This window comes from Geodermatophilus sp. Leaf369 (assembly GCF_001424455.1).
GTDB lineage: Bacteria > Actinomycetota > Actinomycetes > Mycobacteriales > Geodermatophilaceae > Klenkia.
In genome coordinates, this window is record NZ_LMQA01000001.1 from 889165 (window position 1) to 914343 (window position 25179).

General features: G+C 72.4%; 28 protein-coding genes. 18 read left to right on the forward strand and 10 right to left on the reverse strand.

Annotated features, from left to right (window positions below; translation table 11 throughout):
* Window positions 1-162: 162 nt before the first annotated feature.
* A complete protein-coding gene (locus ASG36_RS04435; protein WP_157498556.1) occupies window positions 163-1893 on the reverse strand; it encodes an ABC transporter family substrate-binding protein in 1731 nt (576 codons plus the stop codon).
* Window positions 1894-2332: 439 nt separating this feature from the next.
* Here ASG36_RS04435 and ASG36_RS04440 point away from each other — a divergent pair, with 439 nt between their 5' ends.
* Window positions 2333-2503 carry a CsbD family protein gene (locus tag ASG36_RS04440; protein WP_055759941.1) on the forward strand — a complete coding sequence of 57 codons (171 nt, stop codon included), beginning with the start codon at window positions 2333-2335 and terminating at the stop codon, window positions 2501-2503.
* Between the two features lie 52 nt (window positions 2504-2555).
* On the opposite strand, the gene ASG36_RS22515 is transcribed toward ASG36_RS04440, so the two are convergent.
* Window positions 2556-3314 (reverse strand): NUDIX domain-containing protein, encoded by a 759-nt coding sequence (locus ASG36_RS22515; RefSeq protein ID WP_055759944.1) that lies wholly within the window; start codon window positions 3312-3314, stop codon window positions 2556-2558.
* A gap of 26 nt (window positions 3315-3340) precedes the next feature.
* Between ASG36_RS22515 and ASG36_RS04450 the strand changes: the two genes are divergently transcribed.
* From ASG36_RS04450 to ASG36_RS04470, 5 genes are all read left to right on the forward strand, one after another.
* Window positions 3341-3823, forward strand: a complete 483-nt coding sequence (locus tag ASG36_RS04450) for an Rrf2 family transcriptional regulator (protein WP_055759946.1) — start codon at window positions 3341-3343, stop codon at window positions 3821-3823.
* A gap of 4 nt (window positions 3824-3827) precedes the next feature.
* The gene (cysC, locus tag ASG36_RS04455; protein ID WP_255354616.1) at window positions 3828-4373 is read left to right on the forward strand and encodes an adenylyl-sulfate kinase; all 546 of its coding nucleotides are present in this window, start codon (window positions 3828-3830) and stop codon (window positions 4371-4373) included.
* A 137-nt stretch (window positions 4374-4510) separates the two neighbouring features.
* Entirely contained in the window at window positions 4511-6148 is a 1638-nt protein-coding gene (locus ASG36_RS04460; protein ID WP_055759952.1) for a nitrite/sulfite reductase, read from the forward strand.
* A gap of 166 nt (window positions 6149-6314) precedes the next feature.
* Window positions 6315-7040 (forward strand): phosphoadenylyl-sulfate reductase, encoded by a 726-nt coding sequence (locus ASG36_RS04465; protein WP_055759955.1) that lies wholly within the window; start codon window positions 6315-6317, stop codon window positions 7038-7040.
* A gap of 16 nt (window positions 7041-7056) precedes the next feature.
* Window positions 7057-7362 carry a 4a-hydroxytetrahydrobiopterin dehydratase gene (locus ASG36_RS04470; RefSeq protein WP_055759957.1) on the forward strand — a complete coding sequence of 102 codons (306 nt, stop codon included), beginning with the start codon at window positions 7057-7059 and terminating at the stop codon, window positions 7360-7362.
* A 1-nt stretch (window position 7363) separates the two neighbouring features.
* On the opposite strand, the gene ASG36_RS04475 is transcribed toward ASG36_RS04470, so the two are convergent.
* The gene (locus ASG36_RS04475) at window positions 7364-7750 is read right to left on the reverse strand and encodes a DUF3037 domain-containing protein (protein WP_200944326.1); all 387 of its coding nucleotides are present in this window, start codon (window positions 7748-7750) and stop codon (window positions 7364-7366) included.
* Entirely contained in the window at window positions 7747-8604 is an 858-nt protein-coding gene (locus tag ASG36_RS04480; protein ID WP_055759963.1) for a HipA family kinase, read from the reverse strand. Before ASG36_RS04480 ends, ASG36_RS04475 begins: the two co-directional genes overlap by 4 nt.
* A gap of 37 nt (window positions 8605-8641) precedes the next feature.
* On the opposite strand from ASG36_RS04480, the gene ASG36_RS04485 reads away from it, so the two are divergent.
* Window positions 8642-9172: a DUF1990 family protein gene (locus ASG36_RS04485; protein WP_055759965.1), complete on the forward strand. Its 531-nt coding sequence runs from the start codon at window positions 8642-8644 to the stop codon at window positions 9170-9172.
* 107 nt (window positions 9173-9279) lie between these two features.
* Window positions 9280-11385, forward strand: a complete 2106-nt coding sequence (locus ASG36_RS04490; RefSeq protein ID WP_055759969.1) for a catalase — start codon at window positions 9280-9282, stop codon at window positions 11383-11385.
* A gap of 21 nt (window positions 11386-11406) precedes the next feature.
* On the opposite strand, the gene ASG36_RS04495 is transcribed toward ASG36_RS04490, so the two are convergent.
* The gene (locus tag ASG36_RS04495) at window positions 11407-12105 is read right to left on the reverse strand and encodes an FAD-binding oxidoreductase (RefSeq protein ID WP_235494564.1); all 699 of its coding nucleotides are present in this window, start codon (window positions 12103-12105) and stop codon (window positions 11407-11409) included.
* A 4-nt stretch (window positions 12106-12109) separates the two neighbouring features.
* Complete coding sequence (locus tag ASG36_RS04500; RefSeq protein WP_055759976.1) at window positions 12110-12721, reverse strand: sulfite oxidase-like oxidoreductase; 612 nt, start codon at window positions 12719-12721, stop codon at window positions 12110-12112.
* 111 nt (window positions 12722-12832) lie between these two features.
* Here ASG36_RS04500 and ASG36_RS04505 point away from each other — a divergent pair, with 111 nt between their 5' ends.
* From ASG36_RS04505 to ASG36_RS04525, 5 genes are all read left to right on the forward strand, one after another.
* A complete protein-coding gene (locus ASG36_RS04505; RefSeq protein ID WP_082522777.1) occupies window positions 12833-13561 on the forward strand; it encodes a succinate dehydrogenase cytochrome b subunit in 729 nt (242 codons plus the stop codon).
* Window positions 13562-13578: 17 nt separating this feature from the next.
* Window positions 13579-15525 carry a fumarate reductase/succinate dehydrogenase flavoprotein subunit gene (locus ASG36_RS04510; RefSeq protein ID WP_055759982.1) on the forward strand — a complete coding sequence of 649 codons (1947 nt, stop codon included), beginning with the start codon at window positions 13579-13581 and terminating at the stop codon, window positions 15523-15525.
* Between the two features lie 13 nt (window positions 15526-15538).
* On the forward strand, window positions 15539-16294 hold the full coding sequence (locus ASG36_RS04515) for a succinate dehydrogenase/fumarate reductase iron-sulfur subunit (RefSeq protein WP_055759985.1): 756 nt from the start codon (window positions 15539-15541) through the stop codon (window positions 16292-16294).
* A gap of 118 nt (window positions 16295-16412) precedes the next feature.
* Window positions 16413-17759 (forward strand): 4-aminobutyrate--2-oxoglutarate transaminase, encoded by a 1347-nt coding sequence (gabT, locus tag ASG36_RS04520; protein ID WP_055759988.1) that lies wholly within the window; start codon window positions 16413-16415, stop codon window positions 17757-17759.
* Between the two features lie 134 nt (window positions 17760-17893).
* A complete protein-coding gene (locus tag ASG36_RS04525; protein ID WP_055759991.1) occupies window positions 17894-18226 on the forward strand; it encodes a GNAT family N-acetyltransferase in 333 nt (110 codons plus the stop codon).
* Here the strand turns inward: ASG36_RS04525 and fdhA are convergent.
* Entirely contained in the window at window positions 18216-19430 is a 1215-nt protein-coding gene (fdhA, locus tag ASG36_RS04530; protein ID WP_055759994.1) for a formaldehyde dehydrogenase, glutathione-independent, read from the reverse strand. The genes ASG36_RS04525 and fdhA overlap by 11 nt on opposite strands.
* Window positions 19431-19560: 130 nt before the next feature.
* Here fdhA and dhaK point away from each other — a divergent pair, with 130 nt between their 5' ends.
* Genes dhaK through ASG36_RS04550 form a run of 4 tightly spaced genes read left to right on the forward strand, consistent with a single transcriptional unit; the run spans window position 19561 to window position 22546 of the window.
* The gene (gene dhaK, locus ASG36_RS04535) at window positions 19561-20556 is read left to right on the forward strand and encodes a dihydroxyacetone kinase subunit DhaK (RefSeq protein WP_055759997.1); all 996 of its coding nucleotides are present in this window, start codon (window positions 19561-19563) and stop codon (window positions 20554-20556) included.
* Window positions 20556-21134, forward strand: coding sequence for a dihydroxyacetone kinase subunit DhaL (gene dhaL, locus ASG36_RS04540; protein WP_055762427.1), 579 nt, complete (start codon window positions 20556-20558; stop codon window positions 21132-21134). The genes dhaK and dhaL overlap by 1 nt, the downstream gene beginning before the upstream one ends.
* Entirely contained in the window at window positions 21131-21538 is a 408-nt protein-coding gene (gene dhaM / locus ASG36_RS04545; protein WP_055760000.1) for a dihydroxyacetone kinase phosphoryl donor subunit DhaM, read from the forward strand. Before dhaL ends, dhaM begins: the two co-directional genes overlap by 4 nt.
* Before the next feature lie 51 nt (window positions 21539-21589).
* The gene (locus tag ASG36_RS04550; protein WP_055760002.1) at window positions 21590-22546 is read left to right on the forward strand and encodes a DUF808 domain-containing protein; all 957 of its coding nucleotides are present in this window, start codon (window positions 21590-21592) and stop codon (window positions 22544-22546) included.
* Between the two features lie 4 nt (window positions 22547-22550).
* On the opposite strand, the gene ASG36_RS04555 is transcribed toward ASG36_RS04550, so the two are convergent.
* The 3 genes from ASG36_RS04555 to ASG36_RS04560 form a co-directional block, all read right to left on the reverse strand.
* Complete coding sequence (locus ASG36_RS04555) at window positions 22551-22751, reverse strand: hypothetical protein (RefSeq protein WP_157498558.1); 201 nt, start codon at window positions 22749-22751, stop codon at window positions 22551-22553.
* Window positions 22752-22900: 149 nt separating this feature from the next.
* A complete protein-coding gene (locus tag ASG36_RS21760) occupies window positions 22901-23071 on the reverse strand; it encodes a hypothetical protein (protein ID WP_157498560.1) in 171 nt (56 codons plus the stop codon).
* 36 nt (window positions 23072-23107) lie between these two features.
* A complete protein-coding gene (locus ASG36_RS04560) occupies window positions 23108-23941 on the reverse strand; it encodes a helix-turn-helix transcriptional regulator (protein ID WP_055760008.1) in 834 nt (277 codons plus the stop codon).
* A gap of 150 nt (window positions 23942-24091) precedes the next feature.
* Between ASG36_RS04560 and ASG36_RS04565 the strand changes: the two genes are divergently transcribed.
* Window positions 24092-25066 (forward strand): SDR family oxidoreductase, encoded by a 975-nt coding sequence (locus tag ASG36_RS04565; RefSeq protein ID WP_055760010.1) that lies wholly within the window; start codon window positions 24092-24094, stop codon window positions 25064-25066.
* The last annotated feature ends 113 nt before the right edge of the window (window positions 25067-25179 follow it).

The window sequence follows — 25179 nt, forward strand, 5'->3', positions numbered from 1 at the left end:
ACGCCGAGAGCGGAAGTCGTCCGGTCGGAACGACCAGTTCAGCAGCTCGTCCTGCCCGGTCGGGGCTGGACGCAGCGCGGCCCCCGGGGGTGTGCCCCCGGGGGCCGCGGTGTGCGAGCGGTCGTGCTGGTGGTGCGGGTGGATCAGTGCCTCAGATCGAGGTCACTGCACCGTCCACGTCTCGGAGTTCCACAACGGGCCGGCCTGCGTCGAGTTGTCCTCGACGTTGCCGATCGAGCTCTGGAACGCGATGAAGGTGGGCTTCTGGTACAGCGGCACCGTGGCGACCTGGCCCCAGAGCAGGGCGTCGATCTGGTTGCCCAGCTCGGCCTGTGCGTCGGGGTCGGGCTCGACCTGGAACTGCGCGAACAGGTCGTCGATCTCCTGGGTGCCCTGGCGGGAGTAGTTCTGCCCGATGGCGTCACCCTGCGGCTGCTCGTAGATCGACTGCGTGGCACCACGGAACGGCGAGCCGACCCAGGCGAAGACGGCGGCCTGGAAGCCACCGGCCTCCAGCGACGTCGGCGCCTCGGCACCGGCGAAGATGTCGGGGTTGGCGTTGAACGTCGCCTCGATGCCGGCCTCGGCCAGCTGCGGGATCATGACCTCGATCGTGGTCTGACGCAGCGGGTTGTTGGCCGTGGTGTCGATCTGGACCGTCAGCCGCTGGCCGTCCTTGGCGTAGACGCCGTCGGAGCCCAGCACCCAGCCGTCGGACTCCAGGAGCTCCTTGGCCTGAGCGGTGTTCTGCTCCTTGTACTCGTCGGGAGCGGTGTCCTGGTACTGCGGCTGGTTGTTGAAGTAGATCCGGTTCTGCAGCACCTCGGCGTCGGAGGAGAACTGCCCGACCGTCTGGTCGACGATCTCCTGCCGGTCCAGGGCCATCGTGAAGGCCTGGCGGACGGCGAGCGAGCTCAGCACCGGGGTCGTGGTGTTGAAGTCCAGGTGCTCGAAGGACAGACCGAACGTCACGTCGGAGTCGACGTTGGGGGCCAGGCCCTCGATCTGGTCGACGAGGTCGAGCTGCGGCTGCGGGTAGATCACGCCGAGCTCACCGGACTGGATGCCCTGGACCGCGGTGGTCGGGTCGTTGCCGATGTTCTGCACGACCAGCTGGGCCAGCCCGGTCGGCTCGCCCCACCACTCGGGGTTGGGGGTCAGGACGACGATCTGGCCGCCGACGTCGATGTTCTCGGCCTTGATCTGCCACGGGCCGGCGGAGATGTCGTCGACGATGCCGTCGGAGATCGACCAGCCGGCGGTGATCGTGTCGCAGAGCGCGACCGGGTCCTCGTTGTCCATGAGGTGGGCCGGCAGCAGGTTGCCGAACAGCGACTGCCAGTCCGAGAACGGCGTGTCGTAGGTGACGGTGACGGTCTTGTCGTCGTCGCCGGAGGCCTCGACCGAGCCGATCTGCTCGTAGCCGGTGGTCCCCAGCAGCGAGGCGCAGCCGCCGTCGGCCGGGTCGCTGGAGCGGTTGGCCCGCCAGGTGAACTCGAAGTCGGCCGCCGTGATCGGGGTGCCGTCGCTCCACACCGCGTCGGGGTTGATCTCGTAGGTGTTGACCTGGCCGCCGTCGGCGGTGTCCAGCTCGGGCTCGGAGGCCAGGAGGTCCTGGTCCCAGTTCACGCTGAAGTCCGGCTCGACCACGTAGGGGCCGGGCAGGACGCGGATGAGCAGGTTGGCCACGGAGGTGGCGTTGCCGGCCGCGATGTAGGGGAACAGGTTCTCCGGGAAGTCCGTGGACTCACCGAAGACGACCCGACCGGAACCGGAGGCCGCGTCGCCGCCCCCACCGCCGCCGTCGCTGCTGCCGCCACCGCACGCCGACAGCGCCATCGCGCCGGCCATGCCGGATGCGATGAGCACTGCACTGCGCTTGCTCAACTTCACGTTCAACTGCCTCCCTCGACCCGCGATGCGGGGGGACTGACCTGGTCTGCCCGGTCGGACACGATCGGCGCCCGGACCGGACTGGGATGGACACGCACCTGGGAGACAGCTGCCGACCAGGGACGACCTGCAGGACACTAGGCACCCCCGGAGAAGGCAGTCCACGACCGTCACCGATTTGTGACCTGGGCTCACGACCTGGGAAGACGGCTCCCAGCTGGCCGCAACATCAGCGCAACACGGGCGTTCCGACCGGATGGTTTCCGGTGTTCGCAGGTCGATCGCGCGTTTCGTCCGGCGAGGGTCCCTCCGGACCGCCACACCCGCCCCACGCGACCCTTCCCGGGCGCTCCCAGGCAACTGCCAGGCGTGCGATGTGTGTGCCCGGGTCCCCCGGGTAGGAGGCGTTCGACTGATCCACCGACCGGAGGAGAACGCCATGAGCGGCATCGACAAGATCAAGAACAAGGCCGAGGAGCTGCTCGGCCAGGGCAAGGAGAAGGCCGGCGAGCACACCGGCAACGAGGACCTCCGCGCCGAGGGCCAGAAGGACCAGGCCAGCGGCAACGCCAAGCAGGCCGGCGAGAAGATCAAGGACGTCTTCAAGTAGGACGCCCCGCGCAGAGCCCCGATCCGCACCGCGGGTCGGGGCTCTCGCGTGTCTACAGGCGGGCGATCAGCGCGCGGACGGCCGGCAGCAGCGGGCGGTCGGCCGGGATCCAGTCGAGGTCCTCGAGCTCCCCGGGCGCGGCCCAGCGGAGCTCGCTGTGCTCGTGGGCCACCGGCTCCCCCGTGAGGACCCGCCCCCAGAACACCCGCAGCGTCGAGGCACCGGGGGCTCCCCCGGCGACCACACCGGGCAGCGGCACCTCCCCCAGGAACGCCGCCGGCGCGATCTCGACGTCCAGCTCCTCGCGGCACTCCCGCACCAGCGCGGCGATCTCGGACTCCCCCGGCTCGACCTTGCCGCCGGGGAACTCCCACAGCCCGGCCAGCGACCCCGACCCCCGGCGGGCCACCAGCACCCGGCCGTCGGCCACCAGCGCGGCACCCACCACCTGGACGACGTCCTCGGCGCGGCGCTGGGCGGCGGCGGCCACCAGGTCCAGGTGCGCCTGCATGGCGCGCAGCAGCCTCCCCCGGACGACGGTCTGGTCCAGCAACCGACCCAGCACCCCGGGCACCCGGGAGGTCCAGTCCACCTGCTCCTCGACCAGGGTGCCCGCTCCGGTCGGGTGGAAGCGCCGGGTGTGGGTGACGGTGCCGATCAGCCCGCCCCCGCCGGTGAAGACGTCGACGTCGGGCCGCCGGGAGGACACCTCGCGCAGCGGCCACGGCCAGGGCCGACCCAGACCTCGGGCGACGTCGTGGGTGACGGTGAGCGGCGCGTCCACCAGCGTGGTGAATCGCAGCTGGGACACGGCAGCAGCTTCCCAGACCGGGCAGGATGGCCCTCGTGCGCATCTCTGCTCGGGTCGACTACGCGGTACGGGCGGCCATCGAGCTGGCCGCGGCGAGTCCCGACGCCCTCACCTGTGACCGCATCGCCGAGCGCCAGGGCATCCCCGCCCGGTTCCTGCAGGCGATCCTCGGCGACCTCCAGCACGCCCGCCTGGTCACCAGCCAGCGCGGCCGGGACGGCGGCTACCGGCTCGCCCTCCCCCCGGCCGAGGTGTCCATCGCCCGGGTCATGCGGGTCGAGCAGGGCTTCCTCGCCGAGGTGCACGGCCAGCGGCCCGAGGACGCCACCTACCCCGGCGTCGCCGCCGAGCTGACCAGCGTCTGGGTCGCCGCGCGCGACTCCTACCGCCGGGTGCTGGAGCAGGTCACCCTCGCCGACGTCGTGGCCGGGAAGCTGCCGACCGCGGTCGCCGAGCTCGCCGAGGTGGAGAGCGCCTGGCGCTCCTTCGGGGCCGTGCCGGTCGACTGAGAAGATCGAGGGCATGAGTGGTGTCGCCGTCCTCCTCACCGGCTTCTCCGGCGCCGGCAAGTCCACGATCACCGATGCCCTGGTCGCCGAGCTGGAGGCCGGGGGAACCCCGGTGACCGTGCTGGACGGCGACGTCGTCCGCACGCACCTGTCCTCCGAGCTCGGCTTCAGCCGGGCCGACCGGGACCTCAACATCCGGCGGATCGGCTGGGTGGCCGGCGAGGTGGTCAGGCACGGCGGCACCGTCGTCATCGCCGCGATCGCCCCGTTCGAGGAGGCCCGTGAGCAGGCCCGGGCGCTGGTCGAGGCACACGGCCGGTTCGTGCTGGTGCACCTGTCCACGCCGCTGGAGGTGTGCGAGGCCCGCGACGTCAAGGGCCTGTACGCCCGGGCACGCAGCGGCGAGATCCCGGAGTTCACCGGGGTCAGCGACCCCTACGAGGTCCCGGTGCGCGCCGAGCTGCGGGTCGACACCTCGCTCGTGCCGCTGGCCGAGGCGGTCGCACAGGTCAGGACGGCGATGGGCGCTGTGGGAGACTCGGCGCCGTGACCGGACCCCTCGCCGTGCTCGACGCGCGCCTCGTCGCCCGTCTGCACGTCGACCTGGGCCGCATCACCAGCGCCGCCTGTCGACCCGTCTGAGCAGCCGCGCCCCCTCTCCCCCGCAGCACCAGATGGAGTACCCCCATGCCCCCCACCCAGAAGGCGCAGGGCCAGTGGGCCCTCGGCTACCGCGAGCCGCTGAACCCCAACGAGCGGATGAAGAAGGACTCCGACGGCCTGGAGGTCCGGCAGCGGATCATCGACGTCTACGCCAAAGGCGGGTTCGACTCGATCGACCCCGGTGACCTGCGTGGCCGGATGCGCTGGATGGGGCTCTACACCCAGCGTGCTGCGGGCATCCCCGGCGGGAAGACCGCCGTGCTGGAGCCCGAGGACCTCGAGGCGCCGTACTTCATGCTCCGGGTGCGGATCGACGGCGGGCAGCTCTCCTCCGAGCAGCTGCGCGTGGTCGCCGGCATCAGCACCGAGTTCGGCCGCGGCGTCGCCGACGTGACCGACCGGCAGAACGTGCAGCTGCACTGGATCCGGATCGAGGACGTGCCCACGATCTGGGAGCGCCTGGAGGCGGTGGGCCTGTCCACCACCGAGGCCTGCGGCGACACCCCCCGCGTCGTGCTGGGCTGCCCGCTGGCCGGGGTGCTCGACGACGAGCTGCTCGACGCCACCGACGTGATCGCCGACGTCGTGGAGCAGTACGTCGGCGACCCGCGGTTCTCCAACCTCCCGCGCAAGTTCAAGTCCTCGATCTCAGGGTGCACGCACCACTGCACCAACCACGAGATCAACGACGTCGCGTTCGTCGGCGTGCGCAACGCAGCCGGCGAGGCCGGGTACGACCTGTGGGTCGGCGGCGGGCTGTCGACGAACCCGATGTTCGCGCAGCGGATCGGGGTCTTCGTCCGCCCCGACCAGGTCGCCGACGTCTGGGCCGGGGTCTGCTCGGTGTTCCGCGACTACGGCTACCGCCGCTCGCGCACCCACGCCCGGATCAAGTTCCTCATCGCGGACTGGGGCACCGAGAAGTTCCGCCAGGTGCTGCAGGACGAGTACCTGCACGAGGCCCTGCCGGACGGCGTGGCCCCCGCACAGCCCGCGACCGACCAGCGCGACCACGTCGGGGTCGCCCGCCAGCGCGACGGCCGCAACGCCGTGGGCTTCGCGCTGAACACCGGCCGGATCGGTGGCGAGCTGCTGAGCACCGTCGCCGACCTGGCCGACCGGTTCGGCGAGGGCCGCATCCGGACGACGGCCGACCAGAAGCTCGTCGTCCTCGACGTCCCGGACGAGTCGGTGGAGGAGCTGGTCGCCGCACTCGCCGAGCACGACCTGCAGGTGCGCCCCAGCGCGTTCCGCCGGGCGACGATGGCCTGCACCGGCATCGAGTTCTGCAAGCTCGCGATCGTCGAGACCAAGGGCCACGCCAAGGAGCTCACCGCCGAGCTCGAGCGCCGGCTGCCCGACTTCGACCAGCCGATCACGATCAACGTGAACGGCTGCCCGAACTCCTGCGCCCGCTTCCAGACCGCCGACATCGGCTTCAAGGGGATGATGGTCGGCGGCGAGGAGGGCTTCCAGGTCCACCTCGGCGGGCACCTGGGCTTCACCTCCTCCATCGGTCGCAAGCTGCGCGGGCACAAGGTCGCCGCCACCGACACCGCCGACTACGTCGAGCGGGTGCTGACCGGCTACCTGGAGCACCGCACCGACGGGGAGGCGTTCGCCGCCTACGCCGCCCGGGCCGACGAGGACTGGTTGCGCTGACCGACTCCCCCGCGGGTGCCGGAAGAACACGGCGGCTCCCGCCGTTCTACTGCCCGTACTGCGGCGAGGAGACCCTCCGGCCGCGCGAGACCGAGGACGAGTGGCACTGCGGGTCCTGCCTGCGGACCTTCGTCCTCCGAGGGACCGGGACAGGGGTGGCGCGACCGTGACGGTGACCGACCCGGGGCACACGACCCAGCCGACACCGGAGCTCGCGGCCGAGGCCGACGCGCGCTTCGAGGGCATCGCCGACCCCGTCGAGCAGGCCCTCGCCGTGCTGCGCTGGGCCGGGGAGACCTTCGGCGACTCCTTCGCGATCACCTCCTCGATGGCCGACGGGCTGCTGGCCCACCTCGCCGCGCGGGCGCACCCGGGTGTGCAGGTGGTCTTCCTGCAGACCGGCTACCACTTCGCCGAGACCATCGGCACCCGTGACTGGATCGCCTCCGTGCTCGACATCCGGGTGCTGTCGGTGGAGGCGGAGAAGACCGTCGCCGAGCAGGACGCCGAGTTCGGGCCCGCGCTGCACGACCGCGACCCCGACCTGTGCTGCGACATGCGCAAGGTGCAGCCGCTGGCCCGCACCCTGGCCGGGTTCGACGCCTGGGGTTCCGGCGTGCGCCGTGACGAGTCCGAGACCCGACGCGGCACCCGGGTCGTCGACTGGGACGCCAAGCGCGGCATGGTCAAGGTCAACCCGCTGGCGGCCTGGACCCAGGACGACGTGGACACCTACGTCGCCCTGCACCAGGTGCCGGTCAACCCGCTGGTGGAGATCGGCTACGCCTCGATCGGCTGCGCACCGTGCACCCGCCCGGTCGCCCCCGGCGAGGACCCCCGCGCCGGCCGCTGGGCCGGGCGGGCCAAGGTGGAGTGCGGGCTCCACACCTGACTGCGACACTGCGCGCATGTCCCGACCCCAGGCGCTGTCCCCGGACGAGGTGGCGGCTGCGGTCGCCGAGCTGACCCACTGGGACGGTGACCCGCAGGGGATCTACCGCCGGGTCGACCTGCCCACCTTCCGGGCCGCGATCGACGCGGTGGTGGCGATCGCCGACATCGCCGAGGAGATGGACCACCACCCCGACATCGACATCCGCTACAGCTCGCTGCGGGTGTCGGTGGCCACCCACGACGCCGGTGGGGTGACCGTGCTCGACGTCGAACTGGCCCGCCGGGTCGACGCGCTGTTCCCCGCCGACCCCGCCGCCTGACTCAGCCCGGCGGCAGCACCAGCAGGTCCAGCAACCGGTCGGCCTCGGCGGCGGGGTCGACGGTGAGCCCGGTGTGCACCGGGCCCGGCTGGACGACGGTCGACCGCGGCGCGGTCAGCCAGCGGAAGCGCGACCCCAGCACCTCGCGGCCGGCGGCACCGGACGCCGGGTCGGCGGCACACACGTCGGCTGCGGCCTGCAGGGCCCAGGCGATGGCGACGGCGTCGGCGGTGGGGTCCAGCGCCGCGAGGCGGTGCGGGTCCAGGTGCACGCGGGAGCCCAGGAAGTCGCGCTGCCGGCAGTAGACGAGCACCCCGGCGTTGATCGACTCACCCCGCTCCACCCGCGGCACCACCCGCAGCACCGCGTACTCGTAGGTGTCGCTCACCGCTGCTGCACCCCGGGTGGGGGCGGCGGGCCCAGCCACCCCGGCCGGTTCTGCCCGCGGGGTGCCGGCGGTCGGTTCGCCGAGCCCTCGGCCGCGGCCCGGACCAGCGCCGGCAGCCAGGCGTCCCGGGCCTCGAGCCGGCCCAGCAGCTGGGCCACGTACCGCTCCCGGACGGCATCGGCCGGCTCGTCGGGGTCCGGGCCCCGCAGCCAGGCCTCGGGCACCAGGGCCAGCACGCGCTCCAGCACCGGCCGGGTCACCCGCCCGCCCAGCGCCGCGTCGGCGCCGGCCACGTCGGGGTGGGACTCGATGAGCGCGTGCTGGGCGGCGTCGTAGGGCCGGGCCACCGCGGCCGGGGCCCCGGGCCAGTGGTGGTGGAACGTCAGCGCGGCACCGTGGTCGATCAGCTGCAGCCGACCGTGCCAGAAGAGCATGTTGGGGTTGCGCCAGGACCGGTCCACGTTGCCCACCAGGGCGTCGAACCACAGCACCCGGCCGGCGAGCTCGGCGTCGACCTCGGTGCTGCCGGCGGAGAAGTCCAGCGCGCCGGGCAGGTAGTCCATCCCCAGGTTGACCCCGGCGGAGTGCCGGAGCAGCTCCTGCACCTCCTGGTCGGGCTCCCCCACGGCCAGCTCGGGGGCGACGTCCACGGTGACCAGCGCGGGAACCGGCAGGGACAGCGCGCGGGCCAGCTCGCCGCAGACCACCTCGGCGGCCAGCACGGGGACGCCCTGCCCGGCGGCCCGCCACTTGACCACGTAGGTGCCCAGGTCGTCGGCCTCGACCAGGCCGGGCAGGGACCCGCCCTCGCGCAGCGGGAGGACGTAACGGGTGGCGGTGACGGAGGGCAGCACAGTGCGGGCGACGGTACCGGCGCCGACACTCGGCCGTGTGTCCCCCGACCTCGCCGCGCTGACCGCCGTCCCCTTCACCTACCCCGAGGTCGGCGCGACCCGGGACGGCGACCTGCCCGCCGGGGTGCACGTCGTGCGGCGCCGGGCGGTCGTGGGGCAGGGTGACGACGCCTTCGACCGGGCCGTCGCGGCGGTCTTCGACTGGGCACCGCAGCGGCACGCGGGCCTGCGGGTGCGCGCGTCGGGCCCGGCCAGCGAGGAGGGCGCGGTGGTGCTCATGACCGCGGGCTTCCCGCCGGTGGGCCTGCGCATCCCGTGCCGGGTGGTCTGGTCGCTGACCACGGGGCCGCGGCGCGGGTACGCCTACGGCACGCTGCCCGGGCACCCGGAGAGCGGCGAGGAGTCCTTCCTCGTCTCCCGGGACGGCGCGGACGTCGTGTTCGAGATGGTGGCGTTCTCCCGGCTGGCCACCCGGGCGGCCCGGCTCGGCGGACCGGTCAGCCGGGTGCTGCAGTCGATCGCGCTGACCCGGTACACCGGCGCCGTCCGGCGGGCCGCGCGCGGCTGACCTGGGGACCGTTTCGGACCCCCCGGGGCCCGGGGAGGCAGTGCCTGCTCGCGTCGAGACACCGGCGCCCGTGAGCACCCCCGCGCACCACTCCCTCAGGGAGAGCCATGCCTCCGGTCCAGCAGCCCGACCAGTCCGCGCCCGCCCAGGTCAGCGCCACCGGCGCCCCGTTCGTGGCGGCCGACGGTGACCGCGACCCCCGCGCCCAGAGCGGCGACGTCCTCACCTCGCCCCAGGGCGTCCGCATCCCCGACACCGACCACTCGCTGAAGGCCGGCCGTCGCGGCCCGATCCTGCTGGAGGACTTCCACCTCCGCGAGAAGATCAGCCACTTCGACCACGAGCGCATCCCCGAGCGCGCCGTGCACGCCCGGGGCGCCGGCGCCCACGGGGTCTTCACCTCCTACGGCACGGCCGGTGACCTCACCCGGGCCGGCGTGCTGGCCGAGAAGGACCTGGAGACCCCGGTCTTCGTCCGGTTCTCCACCGTGCTCGGCTCCCGCGGCGCGGCCGACAGCGTGCGGGACACCCGCGGTTTCGCCGTGAAGTTCTACACGCAGGAGGGCAACTGGGACCTGGTCGGCAACAACATGCCGGTCTTCTTCATCCAGGAGGCCATCAAGTTCCCCGACCTGATCCACGCGGCCAAGCCCAGCCCGGACCGGGAGATCCCGTCCGCGCAGTCGGCCCACGACTCCTTCTGGGACTTCGTCTCGCTGCACACCGAGGCCACCCACCACACCCTCTGGAACATGAGCGACCGCGGCATCCCGCGCAGCTACCGGATGATGGAGGGCTTCGGCGTCCACTCGTTCCGCCTGGTCAACGCCGCGGGCGAGACCGTGCTGGTGCAGTTCAAGTGGACCCCCAAGCTCGGCGTGCACTCCCTGACCTGGGAGGAGGCGCAGATCGCCGCGGGCGTCGACCCCGACTTCCACCGTCGCGACCTCGCCGACGCCATCGAGGCCGGCGCGTTCCCCGAGTGGGAGCTCGGCGTGCAGGTGTTCGAGGACAACGAGGAGCAGACCTTCCAGGGGATCGACCTGCTCGACTCCACGAAGATCGTCCCGGAGGAGCTCGTCCCGGTGCAGCCCATCGGCCGGCTGGTGCTCAACGCCAACCCGACGAACTACTTCGCCGAGACCGAGCAGGTCGCCTTCAACACCGCCCACGTCGTCCCGGGCATCGAGTTCTCCAACGACCCGCTGCTGCAGGGGCGCAACTTCTCCTACCAGGACACCCAGCTGACCCGCCTCGGCGGACCCAACTGGACCCAGCTGCCGATCAACCGCCCGCAGGTGTCGGTCAACGACAACCACCGCGACGGGTTCATGCAGCAGGGCATCCCCACCGGCCGGACCGGCTACCACCCGAACTCGATCGACGGCGGCAGCCCGGCGCCGGCCGAGCAGGGCGGCTACACGAACGTGCCGCGCCCGGTCAGCGGTGAGGTCGTGCGCGGCGTCGACGCGTCCTTCGACGACCACTTCAGCCAGCCGGCGATGTTCTACGCCTCGTTGTCCGACGTGGAGAAGACGCACACGATCGAGGCCTACACCTTCGAGCTCGGCAAGGTGTACGAGCAGTCGATCAAGGAGCGCGTGCTCGGCGTGCTGGTGAACATCGACGCCGACCTCGCGGCCCAGGTCGCCGAGGGCCTCGGCCTCCCGGTGCCCGAGGGCGCCACGGCCGAGCACCTGGCCCCCTCCCCCGCGCTCGCCCAGGTCACGGGCGAGTCGTTCCCGGCCGACGGCCGCCAGGTCGGCGTCGTCGCCGGACCCGACGCCGACATCGCCGGGATCGCCACCCTGCGGGCGGCCCTGGAGGCTGCCGGCGCCCAGGTGAAGGTGATCGCGCCCCGCGGTGGCCTGATCGGCACCGGTGCCTCGACCGAGGTCGTCGAGCGAACGAACGTCACCGCCCGCTCGATCGAGTTCGACGCGATCGTCGTCGCCGGCGGCGCCCCGAAGGACGGCGACATCAAGGCCGTCGTCCTGCTGCAGGAGGCGTTCCGCCAGCTCAAGCCGTTCGCGGCCTGGGGTGACGGCGTCGACGTCCTGACCGCGGCCGGCATCGACACCGGTTCCCCGGGCGTGCTGACCGGTGCCGACGCGTCGGACGTCGCAGCCGACCTGCTCACCACGATGGGCCTGCACCGGGTCTGGGAGCGGGCCGACCTGGTCACCGCCTCCGCGGTCCCGCCGGCGGCCTGACCGAGCGCGGGTGGGGCGGTCTCAGGTCCCGCTGGGGCCGAACCGCTCCACCCGCACCGCGCCCGGCGCGAACCCGAGCCCGACCAGCAGCTGGCTGGCCGACTCGGCGAAACCGGTCGAGCCGCAGACGAACGCGGTCTGGCCGGGCTCCCACAACGGGAAGAGGTCCATCGCGGTCAACCGCGCCGCCGGCCGGATGCCGTGCTGTTCCCGGGTGAGGACGACGACCGCCCCGGCCGCGACCAGCTCGTCGGCGTAGGGCAGCTCGGCCAGCGTCCGGGCCGACACCGCGACCCGGAGCAGGTCGAGCCGGTCGGTCGCCACCGCGTGCCGGACCATAGCGACCAGCGGGACGACGCCGGTGCCCCCGCCGACCAGCAGCGCCGGGGTCTCGCCGTCCCACGCGAACCAGCCGCCGATGGGGCCGCGCACCTCGAGCTGGTCCCCCGGTTCGGCGACGTCGGCCAGGTAGGTGGACACCTCCCCGTCGTCCAGTCGCTCGACGAACAGCTCGAGCAGCGGGTCACCCGGCGCCGAGGCGACCGAGTACGACCGCTGCGCGACGTAGCCGTCGGGCGCGGTCAGCCGGAGCACGTAGTGCTGACCAGGCAGGTGGTCGACCCGGTCGGTGACGTCCAGCCGGAGCTGCACCGACCGGGGCAGCGGGCGCTTGAGCCCGGAGATCGTCGCCGTCGTCCAGCGGGTGACGGGAGCAGTCACCTGCTCAGTCCCCCTGGTACCGCTGCTGACGCCACGGGTCGCCCCGGTCGTGGTAGCCGTTGCGCTCCCAGAAGCCCTGCTGGTCGCGCCTGAGCACGTCGAGCTTGGTGACCCACTTGGCGCTCTTCCAGAAGTAGAGGTGCGGCACCAGCAGCCGCACCGGCCCGCCGTGCTCGACCGTCAACGGCTTGCCGTCGAACTCCCAGACCAGCCAGGCCTTCCCGCCGGTGAGGTCCTCGATCGGCAGGTTGGTGGTGTAGCCCGACTTGGAGGTGGCCATGACGAACTGGCCCTCCGCGGTGGGCTTCGCGACGTCCCACAACGCGTCCAGGGAGACCCCGGCGAACCGGGTGTCGAACTTCGACCAGGTGGTCACGCAGTGGATGTCCCCGCGGTACTCGCTGCCGGGCAGGGCGTGCACGCCGTCCCAGTCCCAGGTGGTCGGGTTCTCCACCTGGCCGGAGACGGTGACGTCCCAGGTCTCGGCGCTGATCCGGGGTGTGGGCTCGGCGGTGAGCACCGGCCAGTCGGCCCCGACGTCGTACTGACCGGGGGGCAGCCGTGGGTCGCGCGGTTCACGGCTGCGACCGAAGAAGCCTCGGGTGGTGGTGGGCATGGTCGGGGAACCTCCTCATCGGGCGGATCGTTCCATCAGGGTCCCCTAACATGAGCCGTGTCATACCGCGTTCATCTGGGTGTGATCTGTGCACCGTCGTACCGTGGGCCCGTGGCGACAGTGACGACGCAGCAGCAGGCCGGACACAAGTCCGCTCCGAACCGGACCCCGAAGACGGGGCGGTGGAGCTCCTCGGTGTTCAAGAAGTCGGTGATGGCGGTCACCGGGATCATCTTCCTGCTCTACCTGATCGCCCACATGGTCGGGAACCTGAAGGCGTTCGCCGGCGCGGAGACCTTCAACTCCTACTCGGAGTTCCTCCGCGACCTCGGTGAGCCGATCGTCCCCCGCCTCACGGTGCTGACGATCATCCGCGTCGTCCTGCTGGTCGCCGTCGCCGCGCACATCTGGGCCGCGTTCTCGCTGTGGCGCCAGGCCAAGCGGGCCCGCCCGGTCGGCTACGTCACCAAGAAGCGGGTCCAGCAGAGCTACGCCTCGCGGACCATGCGCTGGGGCGGCGTCATCCTCATCCTCTTCATCGTCTGGCACATCCTCGACCTGACCCTGGGTGCGGTGAACCCGGCCGGCCGGGACTCGCTGCCCTACGGCCGCCTCGTCGAGGGCTTCTCGAACCCGTTCGTCACCGCCTGGTACCTGCTGGCGCTGTTGGCGCTCGGCTTCCACATCCGGCACGGGGTCTGGAGCGCCACCCAGACCCTCGGGCACAGCAACAAGCGTCGTGAGCGTGCACTGAACGTCTTCGCGATCGTCTTCGCGGTGGTGCTCATCGGCGGGTACATGACCATCCCGCTCGCCGTTTCCTTCGGCATCATCGCCTGAGACAGGAGTCCGCAGACATGGCACTCGAGCTGTTCATCGAAGGCGACCCGATCGCCGACACCAAGGCCCCCCGCGACGTCCCCATCGGGGAGCGCTGGAGCGAGCGCAAGTTCCGCGGCAAGCTGGTCAACCCGGCCAACCGCCGCAAGATGACGATCATCGTCGTCGGCACCGGTCTGGCCGGTGGCGCCGCCGCCGCGACGCTGGCCGAGGCCGGCTACAACGTGAAGTCCTTCTGGTTCCAGGACAGCCCGCGGCGCGCGCACTCCATCGCCGCGCAGGGCGGGATCAACGCCGCCAAGAACTACCGCAACGACGGCGACAGCGTGCACCGGCTGTTCTACGACACGGTCAAGGGCGGGGACTTCCGCTCCCGCGAGGACAACGTCCACCGCCTGGCCGAGATCAGCACCCAGATCATCGACCAGTGCGTGGCCCAGGGCGTGCCCTTCGCCCGCGAGTACGGCGGCCTGCTCGACAACCGCTCCTTCGGTGGCGCCCAGGTCTCGCGCACCTTCTACGCCCGGGGCCAGACGGGTCAGCAGCTGCTGATCGGCGCCTACCAGGCCTTCGAGCGCCAGGCCGCGGCCGGCAACATCGAGCAGCACTCGCGCACCGAGATGCTCGACCTGGTGGTCGTGGACGGCAAGGCGCGCGGCATCGTCGTCCGCGACCTGGTCAACGGCGAGGTCACCACCCACCTGGCCGACGCGGTCGTGCTGGGCACCGGTGGCTACTCCAACGTCTACTACCTCTCCACCAACGCCAAGGGCTCCAACACCACGGCGATCTGGCGGGCGCACAAGCGGGGCGCGTACTTCGCCAACCCCTGCTACACCCAGATCCACCCGACCTGCATCCCGGTCTCCGGCGACTACCAGTCGAAGCTGACCCTGATGAGCGAGTCGCTGCGCAACGACGGCCGCGTCTGGGTCCCCAAGGAGCGCGGCGACAGCCGTCCCCCGGCGGAGATCCCCGAGGACGAGCGGGACTACTACCTCGAGCGCAAGTACCCCGCGTTCGGCAACCTGGTCCCCCGCGACATCGCCTCCCGCCAGTCCAAGAACGTCTGCGACGAGGGCCGCGGCGTCGGCCCGAACGGGCTGGGCGTGTACCTGGACTTCGCCGAGGCCATCGAGCGGCTGGGCCGCAAGGCCGTGGAGAGCAAGTACGGCAACCTCTTCGACATGTACGCCCGGATCACCGGGGAGGACCCGTACGCCTCGCCGATGCGGATCTACCCGGCCGTGCACTACACGATGGGCGGCCTGTGGGTCGACTACGACCTCCAGTCGACGATCCCCGGCCTGTTCGTGATCGGTGAGGCCAACTTCTCCGACCACGGCGCCAACCGCCTCGGGGCCAGCGCCCTGATGCAGGGCCTGTCCGACGGCTACTTCGTGCTGCCGAACACGATCACCGACTACCTGTCCGCAGGGCCCTTCGAGAAGGTCCCCGCCGACCACCCGGCCATCGTCGAGGCCGAGGCCGGCGTGCAGGCCCAGGTCGAGAAGTTCCTCTCGATCAACGGCACCCGCACGGTGGCCTCCTTCCACCGCGAGCTCGGCCGGCTGGTCTGGGACTACTGCGGCATGGAGCGCACCGCGGAGAGCCTGCGCAAGGCCCTGGACCGCATCCCGGAGATCCGCAAGGAGTTCTGGACCAACGTCAAGGTCGCCGGCGACGCGCACACGTTCAACCAGAACCTCGAGCACGCGGCCCGGGTCGCCGACTTCATCGAGCTCGCCGAGCTGATGTGCATCGACGCCCTGCACCGCGAGGAGAGCTGCGGCGGCCACTTCCGCGCCGAGAGCCAGACCCCCGAGGGCGAGGCCCTGCGCAACGACGAGGAGTTCGCCTACGTCGCCGCCTGGGGCTGGACCCCCGAGGGTGAGCCCCCGATCCTGCACCGGGAAGCCCTCGAGTACGAGTACGTCCACCTCGCTCAGCGCAGCTACAAGTAGTCGGGAGCCACTCGTGAAGATGACCCTCAGGGTCTGGCGTCAGCCCTCCCCGCACGTCAAGGGGAAGATGGCGAACTACCACCTCACCGACGTCTCCGAGGACATGTCGTTCCTCGAGATGCTCGACGTGCTCAACGAGCAGCTCATCCTGGACGGCGAGGACCCGGTCGCCTTCGACCACGACTGTCGCGAGGGCATCTGCGGCAGCTGCGGTCTGATGATCAACGGCATCGCGCACGGGCCGGAGCAGACGACCACCTGCCAGCTGCACATGCGGTCCTTCTCCGACGGCGACACCATCGACATCGAGCCCTGGCGCTCCGGGGGCTTCCCCGTGGTCAAGGACCTCGTCGTCGACCGGTCGGCCTTCGACCGCATCATCGCCGTCGGCGGGTTCATCTCCGCCCCCACCGGCACCGCCCCGGACGCACACGCCACCCCGGTGCCCAAGGTCGACGCCGACGCCGCCTTCGACGCGGCGACCTGCATCGGCTGCGGTGCCTGTGTGGCCGCCTGCCCGAACGGCTCGGCGATGCTCTTCACCGCCGCCAAGGTCACCCACCTCGGCCTGCTGCCCCAGGGCCAGCCCGAGCGGGACAGCCGGGTGCTCAAGATGGTCGCCCAGCAGGACGCCGAGGACTTCGGTGGCTGCACCAACATCGGCGAGTGCTCCGCGGTCTGCCCGAAGGGCATCTCGATGGAGACCATCTCGCGGCTCAACCACGACCTGCTCGGCGCCCTGCGCGCCAACGCGGTGCCGACGAGCTGACCCACCTGCACGGACGAGAAGGGCGGTGGACCTGCGGGTCCACCGCCCTTTTCCGTCGTCCGGGAGGTTCACTGCGACGGATTCCCCACGGACGCTCGATCAGTGCCACCATGTCGGCATGACCGATGTGCTGGACCAGACCGCGCTGCAGCAGCGCCGGCAGCTGGTCACCGAGATCCCCGGCCCGCGCTCGCGTGAGCTGATGACCCGCCGCAACGCGACCGTCTCCGCCGGGGTGGGCACCACCCTGCCGGTCTTCGTCACCCGGGCCGGTGGCGGCGTGATCGAGGACGTCGACGGCAACACCCTCATCGACCTCGGCTCCGGCATCGCCGTGGTCAGCGTGGGCAACAGCGCCCCGCGGGTGGTCGAGGCCGTCCAGGCCCAGGTCGCGGACTTCACCCACACCTGCTTCATGGTCACCCCCTACGAGGGCTACGTCGCCGTCTGCGAGGCGCTGGCCGAGCTGACCCCCGGCGACCACGCCAAGAAGAGCGCGCTGTTCAACTCCGGCTCCGAGGCCGTGGAGAACGCGGTCAAGATCGCCCGGCACGCCACCGGTCGCCCGGGCGTCGTGGTGTTCGACCACGCCTACCACGGCCGCACCAACCTCACGATGGCGCTGACGGCGAAGAACATGCCCTACAAGCACCGCTTCGGGCCCTTCGCCGGTGAGGTCTACCGGGTGCCGATGAGCTACCCCTACCGCGACGGCCTCGCAGGCCCCGACGCCGCTGCTCGCGCGATCTCCCAGATCGAGGTGCAGGTCGGCGCCGGCAACACCGCGGCCGTGCTGATCGAGCCGGTGCAGGGCGAGGGCGGGTTCATCGAGCCCGCCCCGGGCTTCCTCACCGCGATCAGCCGGTGGTGCACCGCCAACGGCGTGGTGTTCATCGCCGACGAGATCCAGTCCGGCTTCTGCCGCACCGGCGACTGGTTCGGCGTCGACGCCGAGGGCGTCGTCCCCGACCTGGTGACGACGGCCAAGGGCATGGCCGGCGGGCTGCCGCTGGCCGCGGTCACCGGCCGTGCCGAGCTGATGGACGCCGTGCACCCGGGCGGGCTGGGCGGCACCTACGGCGGCAACCCGGTCGCCTGCGCCGCGGCGCTGGGGGCCATCGCCACCATGCGCGAGGAGGACCTGGCCGGGGCTGCCCGGGCCATCGGCGAGCGGATGCTGCCCCGCCTGCGCACGCTGGCGGAGCGGCACCCGGAGATCGGTGACGTCCGCGGGCGCGGGGCGATGATCGCCCTGGAGCTGGTGCGCCCGGGCACGACCGAGCCGGACGCCGCACTCGCCGGGGCGGTCGCGAAGGCCTGCCACGCGCAGGGCGTCGTCGTCCTCACCGCCGGGTCCTACGGCAACGTGCTGCGCTTCCTGCCGCCGCTGGTCATCGGGCACGACCTGCTCGACGAGGCCCTCGACGTCCTCGAGGCCGCGTTCGCCGAGGTGACCGGCTCCTGATCCAGCGCCTGGACGCCGACGACGCCGCGCTGCTGCGCGACGTCCGGCTGCGGGCACTGCGGGCCGACCCGGACGCGTTCGGTTCCACGCTGGACCGCGAGCTCCCGCTGGACGCCGCGGCCTGGCGGGAGCGGGTGACCGGGTCGGCCTGGTTCCTGTCGCACCCGCTGGGGCTGGTGTGCGGTGCGGTCGAGGAGCCGGGCCGGGTGGCCCTGTCCGGGCTCTGGGTCTCCCCCACCGCGCGGGGCACGGGCCAGGCCCGCCGGTTGGTCTCCGCGGTCGAGGACTGGGCGGTGGCGCAGGGCGCCACCACGGTCGTGGCCCGGGTGTTCGACGACAACGCCGCCGCCACGGCGCTGTGGACCTCCCTCGGCTTCGTCGCCGACGACGTGACCGTGGTCAGCCGCCGTGACCCGACCCGCACGTGGCGGACCTGGTCACGGCGGCTGCCCCGGGTCAGCGCTTGACGAGCCCGTGCGGGTCGATCACGAACTTCTGGGCCGCGCCCTCGTCGAAGTCCGCGTAGCCCTGCGGCGCCTCGTCCAGGCTGATCACGGTGGCGTTGACCGCCTTCGCGATGTGCACCCGGTCGTGCAGGATCGCCATCATCAGGCCGTGGTTGTACTGCATCACCGGGCACTGGCCGGTCGTGAAGGACAGCGACTTGGCCCATCCGGTGCCCAGGCTGAGGCTGAGCGCGCCGACCTTGGCCGCGTCGTCGACGCCGCCGGGGTCGCCGGTGACGTAGAGCCCGGGGATGCCGATCTTCCCGCCGGCCGCCGTGACGTCCATCAGCGAGTTCAGCACGGTCGCCGGCGCCTCCCCGGCGTCGGCACCGTGGCCACGGGCCTCGAAGCCGACCGCGTCCACGCTCGCGTCGACCTCGGGCACCCCGAGCAGCTGCTCGATCTGGTCGGCCGGTGAACCCTGGGAGACGTCGACGGTCTCGCACCCGAAGCTGCGGGCCTGGGCCAGCCGGGCCTCGTTGAGGTCGGCGACGATGACGACGGCGGCACCCAGCAGCTGGGCGCTGGCGGCCGCGGCGAGGCCGACCGGGCCGGCCCCGGCGACGTAGACCGTCGACCCCGGGCGCACCCCGGCGGTGTAGGCGCCGTGGAACCCCGTCGGGAAGATGTCGGACAGCATGGTGAGGTCCAGGACCTTCTCCATGGCCTGGTCGGCGTCGGGGAACTTCAGCAGGTTCCAGTCGGCGTACGGGATGGTCACGTACTCGGCCTGCCCACCCACCCAGCCGCCCATGTCGACGTAGCCGTAGGCCGCGCCGGGGCGTGCCGGGTTGACGTTCAGGCAGATGCCGGTCTTGCCCTCCTTGCAGTTGCGGCACCGGCCGCAGGCGATGTTGAACGGCACCGAGCAGAGGTCGCCGACCTGGATGAACTCGACCCCGGGGCCGGCCTCGACGACCTCGCCGAGGATCTCGTGGCCCAGGATCAGGTCCGGTGGCGCCGTCGTCCGGCCGCGGACCATGTGCTGGTCCGAGCCGCAGATGTTCGTCGTCACCACCTTCAGGACGACGCCGTGGTCGAGCTTGCGGCCCACGTTGGCCGGGTTCACCCCGGGGCCGTCCTTGAGCACGAGCTCCGGGTAGTCGATGGTCTGGACCTCGACCTTGCCGGGCTCGATGTACGCGACGCCTCTGTTGCCTGCCACGGGTGGCTCCTCGTTCGGTGGTACCTGGTGTGCCGCGCCGTCACCCCCGGCTCCGAGCGACACCTGGTACGTGCAGTGTGGCGCACGCCACCCCGTTGTGCGGGTCCTCGGGGGCCCCTAGCGTCGGGGCATGAAGAAGCTGATCAACGACCCGGCCGACGTCGTCGCCGACGCGCTGCGCGGGATGGCGGCTGCGCACCCGCAGCTGCGGGTCGACCACGAGAACCGGGTGGTGTTCCGCCGGGACGCGCCGCGGGCGGGCAAGGTCGGGCTGGTCTCCGGCGGTGGCACCGGCCACGAGCCGATGCACGGCGGCTTCGTCGGCGTCGGGATGCTGGACGCCGCGTGTGCCGGTGAGGTCTTCACCTCCCCGGTGCCCGACCAGATGGTCGCCGCGACCCAGGGCGTGGACGGCGGTGCCGGGGTGCTGCACATCGTGAAGAACTACACCGGCGACGTGATGAACTTCGAGATGGCCGCCGAGCTGGTCGCCGCGGAGAGCGGCACCGAGGTGGTCACGGTCGTCGTGGACGACGACGTCGCGGTCGAGGACAGCCTGTTCACCGCCGGCCGCCGAGGCGTGGGCACGACGGTGCTGCTGGAGAAGATCGTCGGTGCGGCGGCCGAGGAGGGCCGCCCGCTGGCCGAGGTCGCCGACCTGGCCCGCCGGATCGACGACAGCGGGCGCTCGATGGGCATGGCGCTGACCTCGTGCACCGTGCCGGCCGCCGGCAGGCCCACGTTCGACCTGCCCGAGGGCGAGATGGAGATCGGGATCGGGATCCACGGCGAGCCCGGTCGCCGCCGGGTGCCGATCGCCCCCGCCCGTGAGGTCGCCGCGATGCTGGTCGAGCCGATCCTGGCCGACCGCTCGTTCACCGACGGCGTCATCTGCTTCGTCAACGGGCTGGGCGGCACCCCGCTCATCGAGCTGTACGTGGTCTACGCCGAGGTGGCCGCGATCCTGGAGAAGGCCGGCATCGGCATCGCCCGCTCGCTCGTCGGCCCGTACATGACCTCGCTGGAGATGGCCGGCTGCTCGGTCACCCTGCTGCAGGCCGACGACGAGCTGCTGCGGCTGTGGGACGCCCCCGTCGACACCCCCGGCCTGCGGTGGGGCGCCTGATGGACCTCGCGGACCTGACCGCCTGGGTGCAGCGCTTCGCCGAACTGGTGCACGAGCAGAAGGACGAGCTCACCGCGCTGGACTCGGCCATCGGGGACGCCGACCACGGCTCGAACATGGACCGCGGGATGGCCGCCGTCGTCGCGGCCCTGGCCGACGCTCCCCCGGCCGACCCCGCGGCGCTGCTGAAGAAGACCGGCGCCACGCTGGTGTCGAAGGTCGGCGGCGCGTCCGGCCCGCTCTACGGGACGCTGTTCCTCCGGATGGCCGGGGCTGCCGACGGCGGCTTCGCACCGGCGCTGCGGGCGGGCTACGAGGGCGTGCTGGCCCGCGGCAAGGCCGAACCGGGCGACAAGACGATGGTCGACGCCCTGGGTCCGGCCTGCGACGTCCTGGACGCCGGGGGGTCGATCGCGGAGGCCGCGCAGGCCGCCGCCGACGGCCGGGACGCGACCGTGCCGCTGGTGGCCCGCAAGGGCCGGGCCAGCTACCTGGGCGAGCGCAGCGCCGGGCACCAGGACCCGGGCGCGACCTCGACCGCCCTCCTGCTGCGCGCGGCCGCCGAGACGCTCGCGTGAGCGTCGGGATCGTGGTCGTCTCGCACAGCCGGGCGCTGGCCGACGCCGCGGTGGAACTGGCCCGGCAGATGCTCCCCGGCCGCGAGCTGGCGATCGAGGTGGCCGCCGGGATGGACGACGGGTCGCTGGGCACCGACGCCATGGCGGTGGCGACGGCGATCACCGCTGCCGACACCGGCGACGGCGTCGTCGTCCTGATGGACCTGGGCAGTGCCGTGCTGTCGGCCGAGACCGCGCTGGAGTTCCTCGACGAGGGCGTCCGGGAACGGGTGACCCTGTCCGCGGCACCGCTGGTCGAGGGGCTGGTCGGCGCCGTGGTCGTCGCTGCCGGGGGTGCGGGCCGGGACCAGGTGGCCGCGGAGGCCGCCCGCGGGTTGGCGCCGAAGGAGGCCCAGCTCCGGTGAGATGTCCTAGCCTCTTCCTGTGACCGCGCTGAGCCTCCCCGGGACCCGCTGATGGCCAGCGGCCTCTTCGCCCTGTTCGACGACGTCGCCGCGCTGGTCCGGCTGTCGGCGGCGTCCCTGGACGACATCGGCGCCGCCGCGGGGCGGGCCGGCGTCAAGGCCGCCGGCGTGGTCGTCGACGACGCGGCGGTCACCCCGCGGTACGTGCAGGGCCTCGAGCCGAAGCGCGAGCTGTCGATCATCGGCCGCATCGCCAAGGGGTCGATCCGCAACAAGCTGCTGATCATCCTGCCGGCGATCCTGCTGCTGAGCCAGTTCCTGCCGTTCCTGCTCACCCCGATCCTGATGATCGGCGGCGCCTACCTCTGCTACGAGGGCGCGGAGAAGCTGTGGGAGAAGGTCTCCGGGCACCACCCGGAGGAGACCGCCGCCGCGACGGACACCACGACCGACCCGGCCGAGCACGAGAAGACCGTGGTCTCCGGGGCCGTGCGCACCGACTTCATCCTCAGCGCCGAGATCATGGTCATCGCGCTCAACGAGGTCGACACCGAGCCCTTCGTGACCCGGGCGATCATCCTGGTCGTCGTCGCGCTGCTGATCACCGCGCTGGTCTACGGCGTGGTCGCGCTCATCGTGAAGATGGACGACGCCGGTGTCGCGCTGGCCGCGAAGCCCTCGAAGGGCGTCGCCGCGTTCGGCCGCGGCCTGGTCAAGGCCATGCCCATCGTGCTGGCCACGCTGGCCACCGTCGGGATCGCCGCCATGCTCTGGGTCGGCGGGCACATCCTGCTCGTCGGCGCCGAGGAGCTCGGCTGGACCGGGCCCTACGGGTTCGTGCACCACGTCGAGGAGATCGTGCACGACGCGACCGGCGCGCTGGGCGGGGTGCTCGGCTGGCTGACCAACACCGCGATGTCCGCCGTGGTGGGCGTCGTCGTCGGCGCGGTGCTCGTGGCCGTGCTGCACGTGGTCCCCAGGCGCGGGGCCAAGGCCGCCGCGCACTGAGGCGTCAGCCGCCGCGGGCGAAGAGCTCGGCGGCCTGGGCGTCGTCCACGAAGGGGTACTTCACCTTGAACTGAGCCAGGGCGTCGGCGACCGACAGCACGTGGTTCTCCCGCTGCCCGGTCGCGTCGACCGTCTGCACGGTGACCATGTCCTCGTTGATCGGCACCCAGTGGGTCTCGGCGTAGTCGGTGAACACGTTCGGCACGTGCTCCACGCTACGACCCGCGCTCGTGCCCCGGGATGCAGGCAGCCCCGCCCCGGACGCGTGAAACGACCGGGAGCGGGGCCTGTTCCCCCCGCTCATGGCGAGTGGGCGGGGGACGTGCCGACGACGGTACGCACCGCCGTCGCGCCTCAGCCCAGCGGCACCGGTGCGGGCGGTGCGGCTGCCTCGAGGGCCTCGGTGACGGCGGTGGACAACCAGCCGGCGGCCTGGAAGAGGTCGAGGGCGCCCTCGGAGGTCGAGGACAGGGTGGCCGCGGAGACCGAGGCCGACCGCACGGCGTCGCACACCGTCGTCGTCATGGCCCTCGTATCGGCAGGTCGTGGCCCGACCTGGAATCACCGGGAGGACAGGACGCCCAGCAGCTGCAGCTTCTCGTGGGTCTCGCTCCCGGGGACGGCGGTGTAGACCAGCAGCGTGTGCGACTGCTGCGGGTCGAGCAGCGTCTGGCACTGCAGCTCCAGCAGCCCCAGGTCCGGGTGCACGAACCGCTTGGACTCCGCGGGGCGGACGCCGACCTCGTGGGTGGCCCAGACCCCGCGGAACTCCGCGCTGCGCTCCAGCAGCTCCTCGGCGATCCGGGCTGCGCGCGAGCGCGGTCCCCGGACCGCGATGACGCTGCGCAGGCCCGACGCCCACACCCGGGACAGGTGCGCGTGGTCGTCGGGGTGGTACAGCTCGCGGGTGGTCGGGTCGGTGAACCACCGGTAGCCCAGGCTGCGGGCGAGACCGGTGCGCAGGGTGGCGTCCCCGAGCAGGGCCACCCCGAGCCGGGTCTGGCGCAGCGTCTCCCCCAGCTCGCTGACCACCTCGGCGGGGGTGTCGTCGAGCCGGTCCAGGATGCGCAGCAGGCCCGGACCGACGTGCCAGCTCTCCGCGCCCCGGACCGGCGGGTGGTGCCCGGCGAGCCGGTAGAGGTGGTCCCGCTGGTCGAGGGACAGGTGCAGGCCCTGGGCGATCGAGGCGATCATCGCCTCCGAGGGCTGCGGGCCCCGCTGGCGTTCGATCCGGGCGTAGTAGTCGGTGGACATGTGCGCGAGGACGGCGACCTCCTCCCGCCGCAGCCCGGTGGTCCGCCGGCGTTGCCCGCGGGGCAGGCCGACGTCCTCGGGCTGCAGGGCCTCCCGGCACGAGCGGAGGAACTCCGCCAGACCGCTGCGGTCGATGTCCACGTGCCCTCCTCCTGTCGGTGAGACCCGTTCCTACCGTGCCCGACGCGTCCCAGGCAGGGCCTGCCGATCCCCGGCTGGACCGGTCCTGGTCGTCCCTCCCGGGAGCGTCCACGCTCGACGGCAGACCCACCCCGACCCGAGGAGCACACCGTGGCACGCACCCCGATCGACGTCCCCGTCCCCGACCTGACCGGCACCCGCGCCGTCGTCACCGGCGCCAGCGACGGCATGGGCCGGCACATCGCCGCCCGGCTGGCCGCCGCCGGCGCCGAGGTGGTGCTGCCGGTCCGCAACCCGTCCAAGGGCCAGGCCGCGGTCGCGGCCATCCGCACCGAGGTGCCGGGCGCGGACGTCTCCCTCCGCACGATGGACCTGTCCTCCCTGCAGTCGGTGGCCGACCTCGGGGCCGCCCTGCGCGAGGAGGGGACGCCCATCAGCATCCTCGTGGCCAACGCCGGGGTGATGACGCCGCCGGAGCGGCAGACCACCGCCGACGGCCACGAGCTGCAGTTCGGCACCAACCACCTCGGCCACGTCGCCCTGGTCGGCCACCTGCTGCCGCTGCTGGTCGCCGGCCGCGCCCGCGTGGTCTCCCAGATCAGCGTCGCCGCCAACCAGAACGCCGTGCACTGGGACGACCTGGACTGGGAGCGCAGCTACGACGGGATGAAGGCCTACAGCTCGTCGAAGATCGCGTTCGGGCTCTTCGGCCTCGAGCTCGACCGGCGCAGCAAGGCCGCCGGCTGGGGCATCACGAGCAACCTCGCCCACCCGGGGGTCGCCCCGACGGCACTGCTCGCCGCCCGACCGGAGGTCGGGCGCGGCAAGGACACCCTGGGCCGTCGGTTGATCCGCGTGCTGTCGGCCCGCGGGGTGCTGGTCGGCACCGTCGAGTCCGCCGGCCTGCCCGCCCTGCTGGCCGCGACCGACCCGGCTGCCGACGGCGGCCGGTTCATCGGCCCCCGTGGCGTCGGCCACCTCGGTGGGCCGCCCGCCCGGCAGGAGCTCTACAGCCGGCTGACCGACCCCGCCGAGGCCGCCCGGATCTGGGACGTGTCCCTGCGGATGACCGGACTCACCGCGCTCGACGCCACCCCGGGCGCCCGCCCGCAGGACGCGTCGTGACCGCAGCGGCCTGCCCGACCCGGGCGGGTCGGAACCTCCACCGGGACGCCGGGACGACGGGGACGGTCTCCACGTCGCCGGCACGACGTCCGTGATCTGGTGCACTCATGACG

Coding starts and splice junctions, on each gene's coding strand:
- ASG36_RS04460 (WP_055759952.1), top strand. CDS start 4,511: ATGCCCCCCACCCAGAAGGCGCAGGGCCAGTGGGCCCTCGGCTACCGC.
- ASG36_RS04450 (WP_055759946.1), top strand. CDS start 3,341: ATGGCCCTCGTGCGCATCTCTGCTCGGGTCGACTACGCGGTACGGGCG.
- ASG36_RS04470 (WP_055759957.1), top strand. CDS start 7,057: ATGTCCCGACCCCAGGCGCTGTCCCCGGACGAGGTGGCGGCTGCGGTC.
- ASG36_RS21760 (WP_157498560.1), bottom strand. CDS start 23,071: ATGACGACGACGGTGTGCGACGCCGTGCGGTCGGCCTCGGTCTCCGCG.
- ASG36_RS04550 (WP_055760002.1), top strand. CDS start 21,590: ATGGCCAGCGGCCTCTTCGCCCTGTTCGACGACGTCGCCGCGCTGGTC.
- gabT (WP_055759988.1), top strand. CDS start 16,413: ATGACCGATGTGCTGGACCAGACCGCGCTGCAGCAGCGCCGGCAGCTG.
- ASG36_RS04440 (WP_055759941.1), top strand. CDS start 2,333: ATGAGCGGCATCGACAAGATCAAGAACAAGGCCGAGGAGCTGCTCGGC.
- ASG36_RS04500 (WP_055759976.1), bottom strand. CDS start 12,721: ATGCCCACCACCACCCGAGGCTTCTTCGGTCGCAGCCGTGAACCGCGC.
- dhaK (WP_055759997.1), top strand. CDS start 19,561: ATGAAGAAGCTGATCAACGACCCGGCCGACGTCGTCGCCGACGCGCTG.
- ASG36_RS04490 (WP_055759969.1), top strand. CDS start 9,280: ATGCCTCCGGTCCAGCAGCCCGACCAGTCCGCGCCCGCCCAGGTCAGC.
- dhaL (WP_055762427.1), top strand. CDS start 20,556: ATGGACCTCGCGGACCTGACCGCCTGGGTGCAGCGCTTCGCCGAACTG.
- ASG36_RS04510 (WP_055759982.1), top strand. CDS start 13,579: ATGGCACTCGAGCTGTTCATCGAAGGCGACCCGATCGCCGACACCAAG.